Origin of the sequence: Rhodovulum viride, from assembly GCF_003265965.1 — a bacterium.
In the GTDB taxonomy this organism is placed as follows: domain Bacteria; phylum Pseudomonadota; class Alphaproteobacteria; order Rhodobacterales; family Rhodobacteraceae; genus Rhodovulum; species Rhodovulum kholense.
In genome coordinates this window covers 1-21412 of record NZ_MUAV01000001.1, presented here as the reverse complement: position 1 = coordinate 21412, position 21412 = coordinate 1, and the positions used below count along the sequence as shown (strand labels likewise).

The following is a 21412-nucleotide window of genomic DNA, read 5'->3' as shown; positions in this document are numbered from 1 at the left end:
GATCGATCCCGGCCTCGCCCGGAGCGATGGCCTTCAACACCTCCAGCGCCACCGCGCGGGTCAGACCCTTCGCCGTGGCCGCGTTCCTTCCCCGAACACGTCCCCTTGCCGAAGTTCTCAAACAGCCCGCACGGCGAGGCAAGTGCGGCGTCGCGGGGCGGGTTCAGTCCTCGGGGTCGCGCGGATAGTCGGCGGCGGTGCGCGGGCGCGCGCCCATGCGGAAGGGCGCGCAGGGGACGTCGAACTGCACCCGGACCCGGCAACGGTCGCCCATCCGGATCGGCCGGGCCTTGTCCGACCCGCTGACCATCGGCTGGCGGCCGGCCGGCTGGGCGGCGATGCGCCCGACCGTCGTTTTCACCCCGAAGGGCGCGCCGCATTCGATGCAAGCATAAGGGTCTTCGGCCTTCAGCACGCGCAGGCTCAGCGCCGCGTCCGGCCGGTCGAGTTGCGGCACCAGCGCGATGGCCTCCTCGGGGCAGACCGTCGCGCAGATCCCGCAGTGCAGGCAGGCCTCTTCGCGGACCCGCAGCTCGGACCGGTCGGGGGTGTCGCCAAGCGCGCCCGAGGGGCAGAGCCCGGCGCGGGACAGGCAGAGCGCCCAGGCCTCGGGGTCGAGCCGCACCGCGCCATGGGGCGCGCCCTTCGGCAGCGGGATCGGCGGCCCCGCGCGGCGCTCTGGCCCGGCCAGCACCCGCGCGGCCAGCCGCGCCGCCTCGCGCCGCCCGCCATGCGGCCGCACCGGCGCGGGGGCGCGGGGCGGCGGGCGATGGGCATCAAGCGTCTCCGACAGCGCGTCGGGGTCGGCAAGATCGACAAGCCGCATCCGAGGGCCGAGCCCCAGCCCCTCGCAGACCGCCGCGGTCAGCGCCGCCTGCGCCTCGGGGCCGTCGCTCGGTGCCCCGCGCCAGCAGAAGATCGATGCCGACGAGGCTCGCTGCCAGCGCGACCAGCGCCTCGGCATGGCCGAAAAGCCCCGGCGCGGGCAGGCCGCGGCCGAACCGGGCCGCCATCGCGATCGAAATTGCCCGCCTGCGGGGATTGGGGCGCGCCGAAGGGACAGGCGTAGAAGCAGTGGCCGCAGCCGATGCACAGTTCCTTGGACTGCAGCACCACGCCGTCCTCGGTCTGGCAGAAGCAGTCGACCGGACAGACCGCCATGCAGGGCGCGTCGGAACAATGCATGCAGGCGACCGGGATCGACCGCTGGCCCGGCTCGCCGTCCTGCAGGGTGATGACCCGGCAGTGGTTGATGCCCGAGGGCACCTCGTGCGCGTTCTTGCAAGCGGTCACGCAGGCGTTGCATTCGATGCAGCGTTCCGCGTCGCACAGGAATTTCGCGCGTGCCATCCGTGGTTCTCCCTTGCACCGCCGAGATCCGGCAGACCGACACCTTGTTCTCCTGGATGTTGGTCCCGATGTCGTAGCCCTAGCTGAAGGCGATGCTGCCGGACTCGCCGACCACGAACGGGCCGGTGCCTTCGAGCAGCCCGGCCGCGATGTCCGCGCCCTCGAACCGCCCCTGGAAGTGGCAGGGCACCCGCGCCTTGACGGCGATCTGCCCGCCCTGGGATCCGGCCAGCACCATGCCCCCCTTCATGTGAAGCCTCAACTGCCTTGGCTAAGTCACTGTATAGAATATCGTTCAGGTGCCGTGGCTGATCCCGCGGGTGATGTCCTCGATCCTCGGCGCGCCGTTCTCGACCGCGATAGGCTTGAACATCGGCTCGGCGAACATGTGCCTGATCACGTGATCGGGCCTGCTCTCGAAGAGCGGCTCGACCACCTTCTCGCGCCACTGGATCGACCGGTTGGACGCGCTGATCGACCCTTCGGTTTCGAATTGTGGCAATGAGGGAATGAGTTAGGTGCCGTTCTTGCGATCCCCCATCAAGGCCGACATCGGCCCCCGGCCCCAGGGTCTCGATCTCGGGCAGATCGGCCTCGGTCAGCATCTCGAGCGCCGGTTCGGGATCGGCCCCGGCCGGGTCCGCGAGGATTACGGCTGCGGGGTCATGCCCGGGCTGCGCCTCGACTGCCTGCCCGCGTTTCAGCGCCGACCGGCGGGCCGGCTCTCCGGAGTCCTCGCGTGCCACCGCTGCCCCCTTTCCGGGTTCGGTGCATTCCAGGCCGCAGGCGCGCCGCCGCGCGCCCTTGGGTCAAGACTGCCCGAGCCCGGCCGGTTTGGCAACTTTGGCCACGCCCGGCCGGGTCAGACCGCGATCCGGGGTTCGAGGGCCGCGATGATCCCGCGCAGTTCCGCCAGCCCCTTCAGCCGGCCGATGGAGGGATAGCCCGGCTGGGCGCGGCGGCCGAGATCGTCGAGGATGTCCTGCCCGTGATCGGGGCGGAACGGGATCGACCAGTCCGCACGGCCCGACGCGCGGCGGCGGGCCTCTTCGCGCAGCGCGGCCTCGACCAGCGCCACCATGTCGGTGTGGCCGCCCAGATGCTCGGCCTCGTGGAACGACCCGAACACCGCGCCGGTTTCGCGCGTGACGTTGCGCAGGTGCAGGAAATGCACCCGGTCGCCCAGCCGGTCCATCATGCCGGGCAGATCGTTGTCGGCGCGTGCCCCGAGCGAGCCCGAACAGAGCGTGATGCCGTTCGCGGGGCTGTCGACGGCGCGCATCACCGCCTCATACTGCGCCTCGGTCGACATGATCCGGGGCAGCCCCAGAAGCGGCACCGGCGGGTCGTCGGGATGACAGCAAAGCCTCAGCCCAAGCTCTTCGGCAAGCGGCACGATTTCCGAGAGGAAGTCGATCATGTGGCCGCGCAGCCGGTCTTCGGAGATGCCGCTGTATTCCGCCAAATGCGCGCGCACATCCTCCAGCGTGAAGCGTTCGGCGGCACCCGGCAGGCCGAAGACCACATTGCCCGCCAATTGATCGCGGTCGGCATCCGACATGGCGCGGAAGCGCGCCTCGGCCGCCGCCTGCAGGGCCTCGTCATAGTCGTCGGTCGCCCCCGGACGGGCGAGGATGAACAGGTCGAAGGCCGCGAAATCGGTCAGATCGAACCGCATGCAGGTCGCGCCCGAGGGCCGCTTCCACGCCAGATCGGTGCGGGTCCAGTCCAGCACCGGCATGAAGTTGTAACAGATCACCTCGATGCCCGCGGCGGCGAGGTGGCGCAGGCTGTCGCGATAGGCGTCGATATGGGCGCGCCAGTCGCCCTTCTGCTTCTTGATGTCCTCGGAAACGGGCAGGCTTTCGACCACGTCCCAGGTCAGGGTCGAAGGCGTGCCGTCCTTCATGGTGGCGATCTCGGCCTGGCGCCGGGCGATTTCGTCGGGGGTCCAGACCGCGCCGGTCGGCACATGGTGCAAGGCCGAGACGACACCCACGGCCCCCGCCTGCCGCACGTCGTCGATCGAAACCAGGTCCTTGGGGCCGAACCACCGCCACGTCTGCCGCATCGCATCGCCTTTCCGAGTCGCGTTTCGGGTTCCGTTTAGCAGCCGGGACGATTGCTGACTAGTATGGCAGTATGGTAGCCCAGAGCCGGAGGGGAGGCGAATCATGGACGAGCACATCGAGAGGGCGGTGGGATGCGTGCTTGACCCGGCGCGTCCGATCACCCCGCAGTTGCACCGCTTCCTGCGTCTCCGGATCATCCGCAACGACCTGAAGCCCGGCGACCGGCTGTCCGAGGCCGAGATCGCCCGCAGCTGCGCGGTCAGCCGCCAGCCGGTGCGCGAGGCCTTCATCAAGCTTTCCGAACAGGGGCTGCTGTCGATCCTTCCGCAGCGCGGCAGCCTGGTGACCACCATCGCCATTTCCTCGGTGCTGGACGCGCGCTTCGTGCGCGAGGCCATCGAGGCCGACATCGTCCGGCTGCTGGCGCGGCGCCCCGACCCGGCGCTGATCGCGCGGCTCCGCGCCCAGATCGACCGGCAGGCCGCCGTGGTCGAAACCGCGCCCCGCGACTTCATCCAGCTGGACGAGGTGTTTCACCGGACCTTGGCCGAGGGCGCGGGCAAGTCCGGCGCGTGGAAGCTGCTGGAAGGGCTCAAGTCGCAGATGGACCGGGTGCGGTTCCTGGCGCTGGGGCGGTTTCCGGTGGACAAGCTCATCGCCCAGCACACCGCCATCGTCGATGGCATCGCCGCAGGCGACGTGGCCGCCGCCGAGGCCGCGACCCGGGCCCATTTGCGCGAGATCCTGAACGACCTGCCCGCCATCGCGGCCGAGAATCCCGGTTTTTTCGACGGCCTCTTCGAAAGCGCCGCGAGCGAGCCAGACCCCCTTACCGACGTCACAGGAGGAGATCCCACATGACAACCGCTTGGAAACTGCCCGGCCTTGCGGCCGCCGCGCTGATCGCGGGGCTTGCCGCCGCACCGGCCATGGCGCAGGAGATCACGCTGAAGCTCGGCCATCTCGCCAACGAGGACAATCCCTGGCACAAGGCCTCGCTGAAATTCGGTGAAGAGCTGTCGGCGCTGACCGACGGGCGGATCGCGGTCGAGGTCTATCCGAATGAAAGCCTCGGCAAGGAAATCGACCTGATCAACGGCATGCAGCTGGGCACCGTCGACATGACGATCACCGGCGAGAGCCTGCAGAACTGGGCGCCGATGGCCTCCCTTCTGGCCCTGCCCTATGCCTATGGCTCGATCGAGCACATGGACGAGGTCGCCTCGGGCGAGATCGGCAAGAAGATCGAGGCGCAGATCGTCGAACGCGCCCAGATCCGCCCGATCACCTATTTCGCCCGCGGCGCGCGCGAGCTGACCTCGAACCGCCCGATCAAGAGCCCCGACGATCTGAACGGGCTGAAAATGCGGGTGCCGAACGTGCCGCTTTTCGTCGATGTCTGGAAGTCGCTCGGCGCCCAGCCGACGCCGATGGCCTTCTCGGAGGTGTTCACCTCGCTGCAGAACGGCACCATCGACGGGCAGGAAAACCCGCTGGCGCTGATCCGGTCGGCGAATTTCAACGAGGTGCAGAAATACGTCAACCTCACCGACCATGTGCGGTCCTGGATCTACCTGACCATTTCGGAACTGACCTGGGCCAAGCTTTCGGCCGAGGATCAGGCCGCGGTGATGGAAGCCGCCAAGCGCGCCCAGGCCTATGAGCGCGAGCTGTTCGAGCAGAGCCTCGCGGACGACCGCGCCTGGCTGGAAGAGCACGGCATGACCTTCGTCGAGGTCGACAACGCGGCCTTCGCCGCCAAGGCCAAGGAAGCGGTTCTGGCCAATGTCAGCGACGAGATCCGCCCCATCGCCGAAGAGATCTTCGGCCAATGACCCGCGTCCTGTGACCCGCCTTCGCTGACACGCGTCGTGCGCGGTCTCGTGTTTCGTAACGAGTGGACCCGTAACGAGTTGGACCGGCCGGACCCGCCCGAGGGGCCCGGCCGGCTTCCCCGAAAGCCAGAGGCCCCATGCCCACCAAGACAGAGCGCTTCATTTCGACCGTCACCGCCCTTGCCCGGGTCGGAGTCGGGCTGTCCTTCGCCGTTCTGATCGGCGCCGTGCTGATCCAGGTGGTCGGCCGCAGCTTAGGCAGTTCGCCCGTCTGGACCGAGGAACTGACCCGCTTTGCGCTGCTGTTCCTGATCGCCTTTGGCGCCGGGCTGTCGCTGCGGACCGGCGACATGGTCAATGTCGACATCGTCTGCGAGGTTCTGCCCGGGCGCTGGCCCTGGCGGCTGCGGCTGGTCTCGGCGCTCGCGACCGGCGGGCTTGCGCTTTATCTGCTACCCCATGCCTGGCGCTTCGTCAGCATCGGGCGGATGCAAAGCTCGCCCGCGCTGGGGCTGACCATGAGCTATGTGCATCTCACCGTGTTCCTGATGCTGGCGCTGCTGGCGCTTTTTGCCGCTCTGCGCGTGCTGGGCATGCTGACCGGCACCGAGGATGGCACGCCCGAGAAGGCCGAGGAGATCTGATGGAGGTCTGGGTTCTTTTCGGTATCTTCGTCGGCGGTCTGGTCGTCGGCATTCCGGTCGCGGTCACGCTGGGGCTGTCGTCGCTGGGCTATCTGCTGCTGGCGGGCATCCCGCCGGTGGTCATGCCGCAGAAGATGTATGCGGGCATGGACGTATTCGTGCTGCTGTCGATCCCGGGGTTCATCCTGGCGGGCAACCTGATGAACCAGGGCGGCATCACCAACCGCATCGTGCGCTTTGCCAATGCCCTCGTCGGCTGGATCCGCGGTGGGCTGGGCCTGACCAATATCGCGGCCTCGATGCTGTTCGGCGGCATCACCGGCACCGCCGTGGCCGATGCCGCCTCGATCGGCGGCGTGATGATCCCCGGCATGAAGAAGGCAGGCTATCCGGCCGATTATTCGGCCGCGGTCACCGCCGCCTCGTCGACCGTCGGGCCGATCATCCCGCCTTCGGTGCCGATGATCATCGTCGGCGCGCTGTCGGGGATTTCGGTCGGCAAGATGTTCCTCGCGGGCGCCGTGCCCGGCATCCTGATGGGTCTTGCCATGATGGTGACGGCCTATGTCATCGCCCGGCGCAAGAACTTCCCGCGCCAGCCCTGGCAGGGCTTCGGCGAGGTCGCCCGCAGCTTTGGCGGCGCGATCTGGGCCATCGCCATGACCTTCCTGATCATCTACGGCCTGCTCTCTGGCCTCGCGACACCCACCGAGACCGCCGTGGTGGCCAGCGTCTATGCCGTGATCGTGGGCTGCTTTGTCTATCGCGACCTGCCGCTCGCCCGGGTGCCGAAGGTGATCGTCGACAGCGCCGTCGCCTCGGCCGGCATCCTGGCGCTGGTGGGCTTTGCCAATGTCTTCGGCTGGATCCTGGTGTCGGAGCGCATTCCCCAGGCCATCGCCCAGGGCGTGCTGTCGATCACCGACAACAAGTTCCTGGTCATCCTCATCATCAACCTGCTGCTGCTTTTCGTCGGCATGTTCATGGAGACCATCGCGGCCCTCATCATCCTCTTCGTGCCGCTTCTGTCGCTGGCGCAGGCGGTCGGCATCGACCCGCTGCATTTCGCGACCTTCGCGGTCCTGAACCTGATGATCGGGTTGACCACTCCGCCCGTCGGCGTCTGCCTCTTCGTCTGCGCGGGCATCGCCCGGCTGCCGCTGACGCCGGTGGTGATCGCCATCCTGCCCTTCCTCGCAACCAATATCGCGGTGCTGCTGCTCGTGTCCTACGTGCCGGCCATCGCGACCTGGCTGCCTTCCGTCCTGATCCCGTAGGAGCTTTCCATGGACACCCGCGTCTGCCGCCTGCACGCCCCCCACGACATCCGTATCGAGACCCTGCCGCTGGAGGGTCCCGGCCCCGGCGAGGTGCTGGTCGCGGTCGGCGCGGGCGGGATCTGCGGGTCGGATCTGCATTACTACCACGATGGCGGCTTCGGCCCGGTCCGGGTGCGCGAACCGATCGTGCTGGGCCACGAGGCGGCGGGTACGGTGATCGCGCTGGGCGCTGGCGTGACCGGGCTGGCCGAGGGGCAAATGGTGGCACTGAACCCCTCGCACCCCTGCGGCAGCTGCCTTTACTGCCAGCAAGGCATGTTCAACCACTGCCTCGAGATGCGCTTTCGCGGCTCGGCCATGCGCTTCCCCCATGAACAGGGGTTGTTCCGCGACCGGATCGTGATCGGTGCCCAGCAATGCCTGCCAGTGGCCGAGGGGATCTCGCTGACCCAGGCCGCCTGTTCCGAGCCGCTGGCGGTCTGCCTGCATGCCCGGCGGATCGCGGGCGATCTGACCGGCAAGTCGGTGCTGGTGACGGGCGCTGGGCCCATCGGGTCGCTTTGCGCGGCCGCGGCGGCCGAAGGCGGCGCCGCCGAGGTGGTGGTGACCGACCTGCAGGACCGGCCGCTTGAGGTCGCGCTGCAGATGGGCGCGACGCGCATCGTCAACATCGCCCGCGACCCGGCCGCGATGGAGCCCTATGGCGCCGACAAGGGCCAGTTCGACGTGGTCTTCGAATGCTCGGCCGCCGCCCCCGCCATCGGCCAGGCCATCGCCACGCTGCGTCCGCGCGGCATCCTCGTGCAGGTCGGCGTCGCGGGCGAGACCCCGGTGCCGCTGAACCTGATCGTCGGCAAGGAGATCCAGGTGCGCGGCACCCACCGCTTCCACCCCGAATTCGCCGATGCGGTCGCGGCCATCGGCTCGGGCCGGATCGACGTCCGCCCGATGGTGACGGCCACCTATCCGCTGGAAGACGCGCAGGAGGCCTTCGAGGCCGCGGGCGACCGCAGCCGCGCGGTCAAGGTGCATCTGAGCTTCGAGGCCGCCTGACCCGACCCGCGGGGGCCATCCGGACGATCCTTGCCGGGCCTTGCCGGACCGAGCCGGGACGCGCCGGATGCCCCCGAGCCGCCCGACGGGCGGCTCGAAAGGACATTTCATTCGCCCAGAGCGCCCCGACGCGCAACTTTTGCGAGAAGTCTCTTGCGTCAGGGGCAATTGTCGCGGACCCTTGGGGGCGAATCCTGCGCAACGCGTGCGACCGACCGGCGCAGGGTTCCGACAGCGAGTCCGGGGCACCCTTCGCATGTTCACAGCAACGCCCACCCTGCCCAGGATCGACCGGCTGGCCAGCGCGCCGGACGGCAGCCCGGTGCGCGCGATCTGGATCGGACAGGCCGGAACCCGGGCCCGCATCATGACCTGGGGCGCCTCGCTGATGGACCTCAGGATCGAGGGCCTGCCCCATGCGCTGGTGCTGGGCTCGGAGGCCTTCGCCCCCTATCTGGGACCGATGCGCTATTTCGGGGCCATCGTCGGTCCGGTCGCGAACCGGATCGCCGGAGGCCGCGCGCCCCTGGACGGGCGGATCCTGACGCTTGAGCGCAACGAGGCCGGGCGCAGCATGCTGCATGGCGGAACCGCGGGAACCGCCAGCCGCAACTGGCGGCTCGAGGCCGACAGCCCCGCCGCCTGCACGCTCAGCCTGTCCCTGCCCGAAGGCACCGGCGGCCTGCCCGGCCCGCTCGATCTTCGGGCAAGCTATCTGGTCGATGCAGCGGGGGCGCTGGAAATCCGGCTGGAAGGCCGCAGCGGCGCGCCCACCTTCTGCAACCTCGCCCATCACAGCTACTGGTGCCTCGATGGCAGCGGCAGCCTCGACCGCCACCGGCTTCAGGTCGCGGCGGCGCGCTATCTGCCCGTCGATGACGCATTGATCCCGCAAGGGCCGCCCGCGCCGGTCGCGGGCACCCGGTTCGACTTTTGCACGCCGCGCCCGGTTCTCGATGCCGTGCTGGCGCGCGAGGCGCCGCCGCTCGATCACAACTTCTGCCTCGGGGACAGCGCCGCAGCGCTGCGCCCGGCCTGCCGTCTCTCGGTCCCGGGCGTCGAGCTGGAGGTGACGACGACCGCCCCCGGGCTGCAGGTCTACGATGGTGGCGGCCTGGCCACCGCCCCGGTGCCGGGGCACGAGGGGCGGCCCTATGACGCCCATGCCGGGATCGCGCTGGAACCCCAGGGCTGGCCGGATGCGCCGAACCGGCCCGATTTCCCGTCCGTGCTGCTGCGACCGGGAGAGGTCTATCGGCAGGTGTCGCGCTTTCACGTCCGCCGCACCGGCCCAGGAGATCCGCCATGACACCGCGCGGACCCCGGCGCGCCCCGTGCCCGTCCTCCGCGCATCAGGGGGCTCCGCCCGGCAGGCCAGTGTCCGGACCCCCGCCGCAGCGGCCCCGCCGCGCGCGACATCCGGCGGGGCCAAGATGACCGCGCCGCGCTGGATCGCCGCCGCCTGGGGCCCGTCCTCGCTGAGGATCTGGGCGATGGCGGGACGCAAGGTCCTGACCGAAGGCGCCTCGGATCAAGGGGTCTCGCGGCTTGGACCACGCGACTTCGAATCCGCGCTGCTGACCCTCGCAAGCGGGATGCTGCCGCCCGACGAGGTGACGCCGGTTCTGATCTGCGGTCAGGCGGGCGCCCGCAAGGGCTGGGTCGAGGTGCCGCATGAGATGGTGCCCTGCGCCCCGCATGCCGCGCCCCCGATGCCCGCCCCAAGCCTCGATTCGCGGATCTCGGTCGGCATCCTGCCGGGGCTTGGCCAGATCGATCCGCCCGATGTCATGCGCGGCGAGGAGACCCGGATCGCGGGCTTCCTGCTGGATCGCGCGTCCTTCGACGGGGTGCTGTGCATGCCCGGCCTGCATGGCAAGTGGGTGCGGCTGCGCCACGGCATCGTGCAGGGCTTCCGCACCATGATGACCGGCGAGATCTACGGGCTGATCGCCCGGCAATCGGTCCTGCGCCACATGATGGACGACAGCTGGGACGAGGCCGCCTTCCGCAACGCGGTCGACGAAAGCACGCGCCACCCCGAAACCATCGTCAGTTCGATCTTCGGGATCCGAGCCTCGGCGCTGCTGAGCAACCCGACCCCGGGCCTTGCCCGGGCGCGACTGTCGGGGCTGATGGTCGGCTGCGATATCGGCGCCATGCGCACCTGGTGGCACAACCGGCCGGTCGCGGTGCTGGGCACCGAGCGGGTCTCGGAGCTTTATGCCAGCGCGCTGGCGTCCCAGGGCGCCGATGTCGAGGCGCTGGCGGGCGACCGGCTGACCCTGGCGGGGCTGATCGCGGCCCATGAGCGGACCGGCCGCCTGGAGCCGAGCGAGGCCGCGCATACCTGAAGCCCAGGCCTGCACCACCCGACGGGGCCGCCATGCCTGCGGGCGTTTCCCCCGTCCGCCGGGGCGTCGCCGAGCCGCACGGATCTGTATTTGCCCCCCTCTTCGGCCCCGTCGTCCGGGCGGACATCGGCCCGAGGCTCGGCCCCGGCCCGAAGCGCCCGTCCGGCGGGGTGTGGGCCGCTCAGTCCGCCGCCACCACGTCCTGCCTCTGGGTCCCGAGCCCCTCGACCGTCAGCTCCATCACGTCGCCGGGGCGCAGGAAGCGTTGCGGCTTCATGCCCATGCCGACGCCAGACGGCGTGCCGGTCGCGATGATGTCGCCGGGCTGCAGCGCCATGAAGCGGCTCATGTAGGACACGATCTCGGCCACCGAGAAGATCATGTCGTCGGTGCGGCTGTCCTGAACGGTCTGCCCGTTCAGCGCGAGGCTCAGCCCCAGCGCCTGCGGGTCGGCCACCTCGTCGGCGGTGACCAGCCAGGGGCCGGTCGGGCCGAAGGTCGGCGCCGACTTGCCCTTGACCCACTGGCCGCCGCGCTCGATCTGGAAGGCGCGTTCCGACACGTCGTTGATGACGCAATAGCCCGCCACATGGTCCAGCGCCTCGGCCTCGGACACGTAAAGCGTGTCGCGCCCGATCACCACGCCCAGCTCGACCTCCCAGTCGCTCTTGACCGAGTCGCGCGGGATCACCACCGGGTCATAGGGCCCCGACAGCGCCGAACTGGCCTTCGAGAACAGGATCGGCTCTTTCGGCGGCTCGGCCCCGGTTTCGGCGGCGTGGCGCGCGTAGTTGAGCCCGACGCAGAAGAAGTTCGGCACCCGCGACAGGCAGGCGCCAATGCGGCCCGGCACCTCGACCAGCGGCAGCGTCTCGGGATCGAGTCCCCGAAGCCGGTCGAGCGCCGCGATGGCGACCGCCGCCCCCGACAGGTCGGGCACATGGGCCGACAGGTCCCGGACCCGGCCCGCCGCATCCAGAAGCCCGGTCTTTTCCGACCCCGCCTCGCCATAGCGCAAGAGTTTCATTCGCGTCTCCCTGTTGTGGATTGCCCCGGACCCGCCCGCCGTCAGTCCGCGTCGGAGGGGGCTGGCCCGATTTCAGTTTCGGTCCCGGTTTCGAAAAAGGCGCGCACATTGGCCAGAAGCCGGTCCAGATGCGCCTGCAGGCTGGCCTGAGCCGCCGCGCTGTCGCGCGCCTCGAGTCCCGCGACGATGGCCCGGTGCTGGCTGACGACGCTGTCGCGCGAGCTTTTGCGGCGCGCCGACAGGAACCGGGCCCGCCAAAGCCGACCCAGATAGGATTGGTGCGTCTCGGCCAGCGCCGGATTGTGCGCGGCCCGCACGATGGCCAGGTGAAAGGCCATGTCCACCTCGAACCGGTCGATGTCGTCAAGCGTCGTGAAATTGTCCGAAAGCTCGCGCTCCAGCCGCCGGATCTCGTCCAGATCGGCCTCGGTCGCCCGGTCGCAGGCCAGCCGGACCGACAGCATCTCGAGCGCGGACAGAACCTCGATGGCGTCCCGGACCTCGGCCAGCGTCGGGCTGGCCACCACGGGGCTTCGCGCCGGACGCAAGAGAACCAGACCCTCATTGGCGATGATCCGGATCGCCTCGCGCATCGGCGTGCGGCTGACCCCCATCTCGGCGGCGGTGTCGCGCTCCTTGATCGGCGCGCCGGGGGGCAGCGTCCCGTGCAGGATGCTGCGGCGCAACCGGTTCGCGATGTCCTCGGCGCGGGTCTGTTCCGCCATGTCGCGACTGCTCCTTCGGCCCCGGCCGCCCGGCCGGGAGCGGGCGCGTGGCCCCTGTCTTTCCATTTGGTATACCAACGAAACCGGACTTGTCGAGGCCACCAGGTCCGACGCCGTGTCGCGCCCCTGCCCCCCTGCCGGCCGCTGCGGACCTTGCCCGAAGCACCTTTCGCACATTTGGTATACCAAAATGGTTGATCGGGCCGTGGCGCTTCGGCTAGCCTCACCTCACAAGGCACCATCGCGAGCCGGGGGAGAGACGGCCCGCCAACCGGGGGAAGCCCCATCCAGGGAGGAGACACCATGAATCCGAGACCGATGCTGGCCGCGGTGGCGCTTGCCGCCGGGGCGGCTCTGCCTGCGGCGGCCCAGGACGTGACGCTGCGCATCCAGACCCATTACAACCCCGAACAGACCTCGGGCAAACTGGCCGCCCAGTTCGTCGAGGATGTCGAGACGATGTCGGACGGGTCCATCGACATCGAGATGTTCTATGCCTCGTCGGTGGTCGCGACGGTCGAGACCTTCGACGCCGCCGCCAACGGCATTCTCGACTGCGACATGACCGGCGGCGCCTACCAGACCGGCAAGAACCCGGGATTCCAGTTCGTGGGCGACATCATGGGCGGATATGACACGCCCTATCAGCAGCTGTCCTGGCTTTATTACGGCGGCGGGCTGGAACAGGCACAGACGCTTTACAACGAATTCGGCATGCAGCTGATCGGCTGGTGGGTCTATGGCCAGGAATCGCTGGTCTCCTCGACGCCCATTGCCGGGCCGGACGATCTGAAGGACTGGAAGTTCCGCTCGCCCCCGGGGATGGAAACCGAGATCTTCGCCAATCTCGGCGCCTCGCCCATCGTGATGGACTTCACCGAGGTCTTCACCGCGATGGAGACCGGCATCATCGAGGGCACCGACTATTCGGGGCTTTCGAACGACGAGTCGATCGGGCTGTTCGATCTGGCGAACCACGCCACCTATCCGGGCTTCCATTCGATGCCGTCCGACCATCTGGCCTGCAACAAGGCAGTCTGGGACGGGCTGACCGAGCAGCAGCGGCGCATCGTCGAAGTGGCGATGGAAAAGCTCGCGCTGCGGTCTGCGCTGTATTTCGAGAAGGCCAATGCCGAGGCCGCGGCGCGGCTGACCGAAAAGGGCGTGACGCTGCATGACTGGTCGGCCGAGGACCGCGCCACCTTCCGCAAGGCAGCTCAGGCCGCCTGGGACGTCTGGGCCGACAAATCGCCCGAGGCCAAGGCGCTGGTCGACAGCCACAAGGCCTATCTGACCCAGCTTGGCCTGATCGCCGACTAGGTCCGCCATTCCGCGCGCCCCGGGCCATGGCCGGGGCGCGCCGATCCGGAGGGAGACGGAACGGCATGCAGGAAAAGGACGGCGTCTGGCTGGGGCCTTTTGGCCCGGCGGTGAAAGGAGCGATGATCGTCTCGGGCGCGGCTGCCGCCGCGATGGCGCTCTGGCTGATCGCGGGCCAGGTCTGGCGCGCCGAACCGGTCGGCATGTTCGAGATGCTGCGCCCCGAGGGTCGGCCCGAGGTGCCGCTGATGCTGGGCAGCCTCGCGGCCGCGATGCTGTTCGCGGCACTGCACCTGTCGGACCGGAAAGGCGCCATCGAACGCCCGCCGACCGGGCCGATGGACATCGTGGCGCTCGTGATGTCCCGGCTGGCGATGATCGGCATCGTCTGCGTCGTCGTGGTGATGATCTACGAGGTCGTTGCGCGCTATGTCTTTGAAAAACCAACGCTCTGGGCCAATGAACTGTCGCTGTGGATCGCCGGGTTCATCTTCCTGCTGGCCGGGCTCTATGCCATGCAGCAGCGCAGCCATATCCGCATCTATGTGATCTACGACCTGCTGCCCCGGCCGTTGCAGAAGGCGGCCGACGTGGTCTCGGTCGGGCTGATCTGGGGCTTCTTCCTCTGCCTTCTCTGGGGCGGCTATGGCGAGGCGGTCACCAAATTCGCCCGGATGGAGACCTTCGGCACCGCCTGGGACCCGCCGCTTCCGGCCACCATCAAGCCCGCCATCCTGATCGTCATCGGGCTGGTCGCGCTGCAGGCGTTGTCAAACCTGATCGCCGACTGGAACCGCCCGCCCGAATACCATTCCGCGCTCGACGATATCGACGAGACCGAAATCGCCAATATCCGCCGGACGCTGGAGGACTGAAATGGAGCTGATCCTCGACTTCGGCTGGATGAAGGTCTCGGATATCGGCACGATCAGCCTGATCCTGCTTCTGGGGATGTTCGCTCTGCTGGCCATTGGAATGCCGCTGGGCTTTGCCTCGGCCTTTCTGGCGGTCGCGACGCTGGTGATGAAATTCGGCCCCGATCTGCTGTTTCGCGATTTCGGGCGCGGCCCCTTCGCGGTGCTTGGCCAGGCGATCTATCGGCAGATGACGAATTACGTGCTGATCTCGATCCCGCTTTTCATCTTCATGGCGGCGCTGCTGGAACGCTCCGGCATCGCGCGCGACATGTATTCCTCGCTGAACATGTGGCTGTCGCGGACCCGGGGCGGCATCGCGGTCGTGACCTCGATCATGGCGGTGATCATGGCGGCCATGTCGGGGATCATCGGCGGCGAGGTCGTGCTGCTGGGCCTGATCGCACTCCCGCAGATGCTGCGGCTGGGCTATGACCGGAACCTCGCCATCGGCACGATCTGCGCCTCGGGCTCGCTGGGCACCATGATCCCGCCCTCGATCGTGCTGATCTTCTACGGGCTCGTGACCGAGACCTCGATCAAGGCGCTGTTCACCGCGTCCTTCCTGCCGGGCTTCATGCTGGCCTCGTTCTTCCTGATCTACATTCTGGTGCGGACGCGGCTGAACCCCGGCCTCGCCCCCCTGCCACCGGCCGATCCGGGCGACCCGGCCGGGCGCGAGAAGGCGCTGATGTTTCTGGGCTTCCTTGCCCGCATGACGCTGTGGATCGCGGGCGCGCTGCTGGTGCGGGTGGCCTTCCTGACGGCGACCGGCGCCAATCGCGTGCAAGAGGGTGTCGCGCCCATTTTCCTTGGCATGGTGTCGGACATTCCCTGGCTGGTGGGCGCGCTGGCGCTGGCGCTGGCCGCGATCCTTCTGGCCGTCGGGCCAGAGCGGACCCGCGCGGGCTGGCAGATGGGCAAGGGACTGGTCGCGCCGACAGTGGTGATCGGGGTGGTTCTGGGCTCGATCTATGGCGGCATCACCGGCATCACCGAGGCCGCGGGCATGGGCGTCGTCGCGGTCTTCGCGATCGGGCTGATCCGGCGCGAGATGACCTTCGAGATCGTCTGGGACAGCCTGATGCGCACGCTGCGCTCGACCGGCACCATCATCTGGGTGACCATCGGCGCGGCCGCGCTGGCCGCGGCCTATACGCTGGCGGGCGGGCCGAACTATGTCGCGAACCTGATCGTCGGGGCGGACATGCCGACCATGGGCATCATCCTCGTCATGATGCTGATCTTCCTCGTCATGGGCATGTTCATGGACTGGGTCGGCATCGTGCTGCTGATCATGCCGGTCTTCCTGCCCATCGTGCTGAAGCTGCCCCCGGCCGAGATCGGCGTGCTTGGCCAGCTCGACCCCCGGCATGTGGCGATCTGGTTCGGCGTCGTCTTCTGCATGAACATGCAGGTGAGCTTTCTCTCGCCGCCCTTCGGCCCCGCCGCCTTCTATCTGAAATCGGTGGCCCCGCCCGAGATTTCGCTGACCGACATCTTCAGCGGCTTCCTGCCCTTCATCGGCTTGCAGATCCTCGCTTTGTCGGTCCTGCTGATCTGGCCGCCCATCGTGACGCTGTTCCTGTGAGGGGGGCGCCGCACATCTGCGGGACCGGCCCGGAGGAGACGCCATGAAGACCGTCAGACTGTCCGAGGCCGACAATGTGGTCACCGCCGCCACGGCGCTGGCCCCTGGCCAGGCGGGCGCGGTCCAGCCGATCCCGATGGGCCACAAGATGGCGACCGAGGCGATCGCCACGGGCGCGCCGGTCCTGAAATACGCCCAGGTCATCGGCTATGCCGCCGAAGACATCGCGCCCGGCGCCCATGTCCACACCCACAATCTGGCCTTCCGCGCGGTCGGGGCCGACTATGCCTTCGCCACCAACCTGCGCCCGGCCCCGCCCGCACCGGCGGCGGACCGCTTCCTGGGCTATCGCCGCCCGACCGGCCGGGTCGGCACGCGGAACTTCATCGCGGTGCTGACCTCGGTCAACTGCTCGGCCACCGCCGCGCACCGGATCGCCGCGCATTTCACCCCAGACCGGCTGGCGCCCTACCCGAATGTCGACGGGGTCGCGGCCTTCGTGCATGGCACCGGCTGCGGAATGGCCGGATCGGGCGAGGGCTTCGAGGCGCTGCAACGGGTGATCTGGGGCTATGCCCGCAACCCCAATGTGGGCGGCGTGCTGATGGCCGGGCTGGGCTGCGAGACGATGCAGATCGACTGGCTGATCCAGGCTTTCGGCCTGACCCCGGGGCCCTTGTTCCAGCACATGACGATCCAGGACACCGGCGGGCTGCGCCGCACCGTCGAGGAGGGCATCGCGCGGATCGAGGCGATGCTGCCGCTGGTCGATGCCGCCCGCCGGACGCCCTGCCCGGCCTCGGATCTGACCGTCGCGCTGCAATGCGGCGGCTCGGATGCCTGGTCGGGGATCACCGCGAACCCGGCCTTGGGCCATGCCTGCGACCTGCTGGTCGCCCAGGGCGGCACCGGCGTTCTGGCGGAAACGCCTGAAATCTACGGCGCCGAACATCTGCTGGCCGCCCGCGCCAAGGACCGCGCCACCGGCGAAAAGCTGATCGGCCTGATCCGCTGGTGGGAGGACTATACCGCGCGCAACCGCGGCTCGATGGACAACAACCCGAGCCCCGGCAACAAGCGCGGCGGGCTGACCACCATCCTTGAAAAATCGCTGGGCGCGGCCGCCAAGGGCGGCACGACGCCCCTGACCGCCGTGCTGCGCTATGCCGAGCCCATCGCCGAGACGGGCTTCGTCTTCATGGACAGCCCCGGCTATGACCCGGCCTCGGTGACAGGCCAGATCGCCTCGGGCTGCACGCTGGTCGCCTTCACCACCGGTCGCGGCTCGGCCTTCGGCTCGAAACCCGCCCCGACCGTCAAGATCGCCACCAACAGCGCGATGTTCACCCGGATGACCGAGGACATGGACGTGAATGCGGGCCGCATCCTTGAGGGCGCGGCCAGCGTCGAGGAGGTCGGGCGCGAGATCTACGATCTGTGGCTTCGCGTCGCGAGCGGCGAGAGAACGAAATCCGAGGCGCAGGGGCTCGGAGATCATGAATTCGTGCCCTGGCAGATCGGCGCGGTGATGTGAACGGGACCGGAACGGGAGAGGGATATGGATGATCCGAGGATCGGCTTCGTCGGGCTCGGCCTCATGGGCCGGGCCATGGTCGAATGCCTGCAGAAGAACGGGATGGAACTGACGGTGCTGGGCCATCGCGACCGCTCGGGGATCGACGAGGCGCTGGCGCAAGGCGCGACCGAGGCCGCCTCGGGCCGGGCGCTGGCCGAGGAAAGCGACATCGTGATGCTGTGCATGGGGACCTCGGATCAGGTCGAGGCCCGGATCTACGGCCCCGACGGCATCCTTGCAGGCGCGCGCGAGGGCCAGGTGGTGATCGACTTCGGCACCTCGTTGCCCGCCTCGACGCTGAAGATCGGCGCCGATCTGGCCGAAAAGGCCGCGGTCTATCTGGATGCGCCGCTGGGGCGCACCCCCGCCCAGGCCCGCGAGGGGCTGCTGAACATCATGTGCGCGGGCGAGCGCGCCGCCTATGACCGGGTCAGGCCGGTACTCGACATCCTCGGCGAGAACGTCTTTCATCTGGGCAAGCTCGGCAACGGGCACACGATCAAGCTGATCAACAACTTCTTCGCCATGACCACCGCCTGCGCCATGTCCGAGGCCTTCGCCATGGCCGATGCCGCCGGGATCGAGCGCGAGGCGCTTTATTCGGTGATGTCGGCCGGGCCGCTGAAATCGGGGATGATGGACTTCATCCGCGCCTATGCGGTCGAGGGCCGGATCGACCTGGCCTTCTCGGTCGCGAATGCCGCCAAGGATGTGGGTTATTACCGGCGCATGACCGAGGATCTCGGACGCGAAAGCCCGATCTCGGGCGCGACCGATGCCACCCTGCGTGCCGCCCGCGACGGGGGCGCGGGCGATCTGATGGTGCCGCAGATGACCGACTGGATCGCAACCCATTCAAAAAAGGGACAGACATGAGACTGGACGGAAAACGCGCCTTCGTGACAGCCGCGGGTCAGGGCATCGGCCGGGCCATCGCCGAGGCCTTCGCGGCGGAAGGCGCAATCGTGGTCGCGACCGATCTCGACCCGACGCTGCTGACGGGGCTCACGGCCGAAACCTTCGGGCTGGACGTGACCGACAAGGCGGCCCTGACCGAGGCGATCCGCGCGGCCGATCCCGAGGTGCTGGTCAATTGCGCGGGCATCGTGCATGCGGGCACGCTACTCGAGGCCACCGACGACGAGTTCGACTTCGCCGTCGCGCTGAATGTCCGCGCGCAGTTCCATGCGATGCAGGCCGCACTGCCGGGCATGCTCAAGCGCGGTCATGGCTCGATCGTCAATATCGCCTCGGTCGTCTCGTCGCTGGTCGCGGCCCCCAACCGCTTTGTCTACGGCGCGACCAAGGCGGCGGTGATCGGCATGACGAAATCGGTCGCGCTCGACTATGTCACGCGCGGCATCCGGGTGAACGCGATCTGCCCGGGCACGGTCGACAGCCCCTCGCTGCATGACCGGCTGCGCGCCATGGGCGATTACGAGGCCGCCCACCGCGCCTTCGTCGCCCGCCAGCCGATGGGCCGGATCGGCACCCCGGCCGAAATCGCCCATCTCGCGGTCTATCTCGCGTCGGACGAAAGCGCCTTCACCACCGGCCAGACCCATGTGATCGACGGCGGCTGGGCGGTGGGCTGAGCCCCGATGGGGATCGGACGTCCGCGCGAGGATCGCAGGCTGACCGGGGTGCTGGCCATGGCACTGGCGGTCGCCTTCTTCACCTGCATCGACAGCTCGGCGAAATGGCTGATCCTCGCCGGGCTGCCCGCGCTGCAGGTGGTCTTCGCGCGCTATCTGATCCATTTCCTGCTGGCGCTGGTGGTCTTCCTGCCGCGCGAGGGGCTGGCGGCGCTGCGCTCGAACAGCCCGGTGCGTCAGGTGCTGCGGTCGGTCTTCCTGCTGGGCAGCACGGTCTGCAATTTCGCGGCGCTGAAATACCTGCCGATCACGGTGACGACCACGATCATGTTCGCGGGCCCCATCGCGGTGACGCTGCTGGCGATCCCGATGCTGGGCGAACGGGTCGGGCTGCGCCGGATCGCGGCGGTCTGCACGGGCTTTCTGGGCGTCGCGGTGGTGATGCAGCCCTGGGGCGCGGCCTTCCACCCGGCGATGCTCTTCAGCCTCGGCGCCCTGACCCTGGCCTCGCTTTACTTCGTGCTGACCCGGATACTGGCCGGGATCGAGGCGATCTCGACCCAGCAGATCTGGTCGGCGGGGCTTGCGGCCCTGGCGATCCTGCCCTTCGTTCCGGGCGGCTGGGTCTGGCCCGAGGGCGGCACCGACTGGACGGTCTTCCTGCTGATCGGGGCCTTCGGCGCCGCCGGCCATATCGCCGCGACCGAGGCCCACCGGCTGGCCGATGCCTCGCTGCTGGCGCCTGTCGTCTATCTTCAGGTTTTCCTCGCGGCGCTGGCGGGCATCCTCGTCTTCGACACCTGGCCCACGGTCTGGACGCTTTGCGGCGGCGCCATCATCATCGCCTCGGGACTTTACATCTGGCGCCGCGAACGGGCGCAGCTGCGCGGTGCGAAGCGATCGGGACCGTGAAGATCGCCGAGATCCGCCCGCATCTTCTGCACCAGAGGCTCGATTCCGGCTTCGAAAGCGCCTTCTCGACCTTCCGCGACCGCTGGGCCTGCCTCGTCGAGATCGTCTGCGAGGACGGCCCCCCGGCTGGGGCGAGGCGCTCGGCCCCGCCCGCACCGATGCCGCCGTGATCGCCGAGATGGCGCCCTGGCTGAGCGGCCGCGCCCCCCTGGCGATCGAGCCGCTCTGGACGCGGCTCGCGACCCAGTTCCGCGACCAGGGCCAGCGCGGCCGAGCGTCACCGCGCAATCGGCCCTCGACATCGCGCTCGGGGACATTGCCGGGCGGCATTACGGGGTGCCGGTCCACGCGCTGGCGGGCGGCGCCCACCGGACCTCCGTCCCGGCCTCTGCGACCGGATCGACGCGCCTGGCGCAGACCTCCACCGCGCACGGGCCGAGGGCTTCACTGCCGCCACGATCAAGACCGTCTTCGGCCATGACGCCGATCTCGACGCGATCCGCACCGCGCGCCAGATCCTCGGAACGCGCCCGCTGATGATCGACACCAATCACGGCCATGACGCGATCGAAGCGATCCGGCTCGGGCGCGCCGCCGCCCGATACGACATCGCCTGGTTCGAGGAACCGGTCCTGCCCGAACATCTCGGCGCCTATGCCGAGGTCCGGCGCGGCCAGCCGATCCCGGTCGCGGGCGGCGAGACCTGGCACACCCGTCACGCCCATCCGCAGGCGATCCGCGCCGGTGCCATCGACATCCTGCAACCCGACGTGACCGGCTGCGGCGGGCTGACCGAAATGCGCAAGATCGCGGCCTGCGCCGAAACCGAAGGCATCCGCGTCGTCGCCCATGTCTGGGGACCCGGCGTCCACCTGGACGCTTCGCGGCAAATGCTGGCGCTGCTGCCACCGGTGCCCCGGCGCCATGCGCCGAACGATCCCTTGCCCGACCTCGACCGCACCGGAAATCCGTTCCTCGCCGAGATCGTGAAGACGCCTGTCCGGCTCGAGGCGGGCCGCGTCGCCATCCCACCGGCCCCGGTCTCGGGATCGAGATCGACCGCGATGCGCTGCCCGCCTGGGCCCCGCGCGACCTGGGCCAAGCCTTCTTCTTGGCAGAAATACCCTGGGGGTCCGGGGGCAAAGCCCCCGGCGGGTCGGCCCG

The 21412-nt window shown here is 69.0% G+C and carries 23 protein-coding genes and 1 pseudogene; 16 read left to right on the top strand and 8 right to left on the bottom strand.

Going from position 1 to position 21412, the window contains the following annotated elements:
- Positions 1-163: 163 nt before the first annotated feature.
- From BYZ73_RS00105 to uxuA, 5 genes and pseudogenes are all read right to left on the bottom strand, one after another.
- Positions 164-964, bottom strand: a complete 801-nt coding sequence (locus BYZ73_RS00105; RefSeq protein WP_146746236.1) for a 4Fe-4S binding protein — start codon at positions 962-964, stop codon at positions 164-166.
- 44 nt (positions 965-1008) lie between these two features.
- A pseudogene (locus BYZ73_RS00100) lies at positions 1009-1350 on the bottom strand (4Fe-4S binding protein); the annotation flags it as partial.
- Positions 1351-1429: 79 nt separating this feature from the next.
- The gene (locus BYZ73_RS22595) at positions 1430-1600 is read right to left on the bottom strand and encodes a hypothetical protein (RefSeq protein WP_181497919.1); all 171 of its coding nucleotides are present in this window, start codon (positions 1598-1600) and stop codon (positions 1430-1432) included.
- 45 nt (positions 1601-1645) lie between these two features.
- A complete protein-coding gene (locus BYZ73_RS00095; RefSeq protein ID WP_112314422.1) occupies positions 1646-1852 on the bottom strand; it encodes a hypothetical protein in 207 nt (68 codons plus the stop codon).
- Between the two features lie 360 nt (positions 1853-2212).
- A complete protein-coding gene (uxuA, locus tag BYZ73_RS00090) occupies positions 2213-3421 on the bottom strand; it encodes a mannonate dehydratase (RefSeq protein ID WP_112314421.1) in 1209 nt (402 codons plus the stop codon).
- Positions 3422-3524: 103 nt separating this feature from the next.
- Here uxuA and BYZ73_RS00085 point away from each other — a divergent pair, with 103 nt between their 5' ends.
- The 7 genes from BYZ73_RS00085 (at position 3525) to BYZ73_RS00055 (ending at position 10588) form a co-directional block, all read left to right on the top strand.
- A complete protein-coding gene (locus BYZ73_RS00085; RefSeq protein ID WP_108023218.1) occupies positions 3525-4283 on the top strand; it encodes a GntR family transcriptional regulator in 759 nt (252 codons plus the stop codon).
- On the top strand, positions 4280-5257 hold the full coding sequence (locus BYZ73_RS00080; RefSeq protein WP_112314420.1) for a TRAP transporter substrate-binding protein: 978 nt from the start codon (positions 4280-4282) through the stop codon (positions 5255-5257). Before BYZ73_RS00085 ends, BYZ73_RS00080 begins: the two co-directional genes overlap by 4 nt.
- 137 nt (positions 5258-5394) lie before the next feature.
- Positions 5395-5901 carry a TRAP transporter small permease gene (locus BYZ73_RS00075; RefSeq protein ID WP_108023214.1) on the top strand — a complete coding sequence of 169 codons (507 nt, stop codon included), beginning with the start codon at positions 5395-5397 and terminating at the stop codon, positions 5899-5901.
- On the top strand, positions 5901-7178 hold the full coding sequence (locus BYZ73_RS00070; protein WP_108023212.1) for a TRAP transporter large permease: 1278 nt from the start codon (positions 5901-5903) through the stop codon (positions 7176-7178). Before BYZ73_RS00075 ends, BYZ73_RS00070 begins: the two co-directional genes overlap by 1 nt.
- Before the next feature lie 9 nt (positions 7179-7187).
- Complete coding sequence (locus tag BYZ73_RS00065) at positions 7188-8234, top strand: L-idonate 5-dehydrogenase (RefSeq protein ID WP_112314419.1); 1047 nt, start codon at positions 7188-7190, stop codon at positions 8232-8234.
- Positions 8235-8490: 256 nt separating this feature from the next.
- Positions 8491-9543, top strand: coding sequence for an aldose epimerase family protein (locus BYZ73_RS00060; protein WP_112314418.1), 1053 nt, complete (start codon positions 8491-8493; stop codon positions 9541-9543).
- Between the two features lie 124 nt (positions 9544-9667).
- Positions 9668-10588, top strand: coding sequence for a 2-dehydro-3-deoxygalactonokinase (locus BYZ73_RS00055; RefSeq protein ID WP_181497918.1), 921 nt, complete (start codon positions 9668-9670; stop codon positions 10586-10588).
- Positions 10589-10769: 181 nt separating this feature from the next.
- Here the strand turns inward: BYZ73_RS00055 and BYZ73_RS00050 are convergent, their stop codons facing one another.
- Positions 10770-11615 (bottom strand): fumarylacetoacetate hydrolase family protein, encoded by an 846-nt coding sequence (locus tag BYZ73_RS00050; RefSeq protein WP_112314416.1) that lies wholly within the window; start codon positions 11613-11615, stop codon positions 10770-10772.
- Between the two features lie 41 nt (positions 11616-11656).
- On the bottom strand, positions 11657-12340 hold the full coding sequence (locus BYZ73_RS00045) for a GntR family transcriptional regulator (protein ID WP_112314415.1): 684 nt from the start codon (positions 12338-12340) through the stop codon (positions 11657-11659).
- A gap of 303 nt (positions 12341-12643) precedes the next feature.
- On the opposite strand from BYZ73_RS00045, the gene BYZ73_RS00040 reads away from it, so the two are divergent.
- The 8 genes from BYZ73_RS00040 to BYZ73_RS23660 all read left to right on the top strand — a co-directional run bounded on the left by BYZ73_RS00040 (position 12644) and on the right by BYZ73_RS23660 (position 20418).
- Complete coding sequence (locus tag BYZ73_RS00040; protein ID WP_112314414.1) at positions 12644-13660, top strand: TRAP transporter substrate-binding protein; 1017 nt, start codon at positions 12644-12646, stop codon at positions 13658-13660.
- A 65-nt stretch (positions 13661-13725) separates the two neighbouring features.
- Positions 13726-14535, top strand: a complete 810-nt coding sequence (locus tag BYZ73_RS00035) for a TRAP transporter small permease subunit (protein WP_245943008.1) — start codon at positions 13726-13728, stop codon at positions 14533-14535.
- A gap of 1 nt (position 14536) precedes the next feature.
- Positions 14537-16165: a TRAP transporter large permease gene (locus BYZ73_RS00030; protein ID WP_220086773.1), complete on the top strand. Its 1629-nt coding sequence runs from the start codon at positions 14537-14539 to the stop codon at positions 16163-16165.
- A 43-nt stretch (positions 16166-16208) separates the two neighbouring features.
- Complete coding sequence (locus tag BYZ73_RS00025; protein ID WP_112314413.1) at positions 16209-17699, top strand: UxaA family hydrolase; 1491 nt, start codon at positions 16209-16211, stop codon at positions 17697-17699.
- A gap of 24 nt (positions 17700-17723) precedes the next feature.
- Positions 17724-18617: an NAD(P)-dependent oxidoreductase gene (locus BYZ73_RS00020; protein ID WP_112314412.1), complete on the top strand. Its 894-nt coding sequence runs from the start codon at positions 17724-17726 to the stop codon at positions 18615-18617.
- Positions 18614-19336, top strand: a complete 723-nt coding sequence (locus tag BYZ73_RS00015; protein ID WP_108023194.1) for an SDR family oxidoreductase — start codon at positions 18614-18616, stop codon at positions 19334-19336. The genes BYZ73_RS00020 and BYZ73_RS00015 overlap by 4 nt, the downstream gene beginning before the upstream one ends.
- Positions 19337-19342: 6 nt before the next feature.
- Positions 19343-20248 carry a DMT family transporter gene (locus BYZ73_RS00010; RefSeq protein ID WP_112314411.1) on the top strand — a complete coding sequence of 302 codons (906 nt, stop codon included), beginning with the start codon at positions 19343-19345 and terminating at the stop codon, positions 20246-20248.
- Positions 20245-20418 carry a hypothetical protein gene (locus BYZ73_RS23660; protein WP_245895472.1) on the top strand — a complete coding sequence of 58 codons (174 nt, stop codon included), beginning with the start codon at positions 20245-20247 and terminating at the stop codon, positions 20416-20418. Before BYZ73_RS00010 ends, BYZ73_RS23660 begins: the two co-directional genes overlap by 4 nt.
- 159 nt (positions 20419-20577) lie before the next feature.
- Here BYZ73_RS23660 and BYZ73_RS23655 read toward each other — a convergent pair whose 3' ends face one another.
- The gene (locus BYZ73_RS23655) at positions 20578-20808 is read right to left on the bottom strand and encodes a hypothetical protein (protein ID WP_245943007.1); all 231 of its coding nucleotides are present in this window, start codon (positions 20806-20808) and stop codon (positions 20578-20580) included.
- On the opposite strand from BYZ73_RS23655, the gene BYZ73_RS23650 reads away from it, so the two are divergent.
- Positions 20707-21412 (top strand): enolase C-terminal domain-like protein (locus tag BYZ73_RS23650; RefSeq protein WP_281269457.1); only part of this gene is annotated, 706 nt, incomplete at its 3' end. The two genes, BYZ73_RS23655 and BYZ73_RS23650, sit on opposite strands and share 102 nt — an antisense overlap.

Coding starts and splice junctions, on each gene's coding strand:
- BYZ73_RS00105 (WP_146746236.1), bottom strand. CDS start 964: ATGCCGAGGCGCTGGTCGCGCTGGCAGCGAGCCTCGTCGGCATCGATC.
- BYZ73_RS22595 (WP_181497919.1), bottom strand. CDS start 1,600: ATGAAGGGGGGCATGGTGCTGGCCGGATCCCAGGGCGGGCAGATCGCC.
- uxuA (WP_112314421.1), bottom strand. CDS start 3,421: ATGCGGCAGACGTGGCGGTGGTTCGGCCCCAAGGACCTGGTTTCGATC.
- BYZ73_RS00085 (WP_108023218.1), top strand. CDS start 3,525: ATGGACGAGCACATCGAGAGGGCGGTGGGATGCGTGCTTGACCCGGCG.
- BYZ73_RS00080 (WP_112314420.1), top strand. CDS start 4,280: ATGACAACCGCTTGGAAACTGCCCGGCCTTGCGGCCGCCGCGCTGATC.
- BYZ73_RS00075 (WP_108023214.1), top strand. CDS start 5,395: ATGCCCACCAAGACAGAGCGCTTCATTTCGACCGTCACCGCCCTTGCC.
- BYZ73_RS00070 (WP_108023212.1), top strand. CDS start 5,901: ATGGAGGTCTGGGTTCTTTTCGGTATCTTCGTCGGCGGTCTGGTCGTC.
- BYZ73_RS00065 (WP_112314419.1), top strand. CDS start 7,188: ATGGACACCCGCGTCTGCCGCCTGCACGCCCCCCACGACATCCGTATC.
- BYZ73_RS00060 (WP_112314418.1), top strand. CDS start 8,491: ATGTTCACAGCAACGCCCACCCTGCCCAGGATCGACCGGCTGGCCAGC.
- BYZ73_RS00055 (WP_181497918.1), top strand. CDS start 9,668: ATGACCGCGCCGCGCTGGATCGCCGCCGCCTGGGGCCCGTCCTCGCTG.
- BYZ73_RS00050 (WP_112314416.1), bottom strand. CDS start 11,615: ATGAAACTCTTGCGCTATGGCGAGGCGGGGTCGGAAAAGACCGGGCTT.
- BYZ73_RS00045 (WP_112314415.1), bottom strand. CDS start 12,340: ATGGCGGAACAGACCCGCGCCGAGGACATCGCGAACCGGTTGCGCCGC.
- BYZ73_RS00040 (WP_112314414.1), top strand. CDS start 12,644: ATGAATCCGAGACCGATGCTGGCCGCGGTGGCGCTTGCCGCCGGGGCG.
- BYZ73_RS00035 (WP_245943008.1), top strand. CDS start 13,726: ATGCAGGAAAAGGACGGCGTCTGGCTGGGGCCTTTTGGCCCGGCGGTG.
- BYZ73_RS00030 (WP_220086773.1), top strand. CDS start 14,537: ATGGAGCTGATCCTCGACTTCGGCTGGATGAAGGTCTCGGATATCGGC.
- BYZ73_RS00025 (WP_112314413.1), top strand. CDS start 16,209: ATGAAGACCGTCAGACTGTCCGAGGCCGACAATGTGGTCACCGCCGCC.
- BYZ73_RS00020 (WP_112314412.1), top strand. CDS start 17,724: ATGGATGATCCGAGGATCGGCTTCGTCGGGCTCGGCCTCATGGGCCGG.
- BYZ73_RS00015 (WP_108023194.1), top strand. CDS start 18,614: ATGAGACTGGACGGAAAACGCGCCTTCGTGACAGCCGCGGGTCAGGGC.
- BYZ73_RS00010 (WP_112314411.1), top strand. CDS start 19,343: ATGGGGATCGGACGTCCGCGCGAGGATCGCAGGCTGACCGGGGTGCTG.
- BYZ73_RS23655 (WP_245943007.1), bottom strand. CDS start 20,808: ATGGCCGTGATTGGTGTCGATCATCAGCGGGCGCGTTCCGAGGATCTG.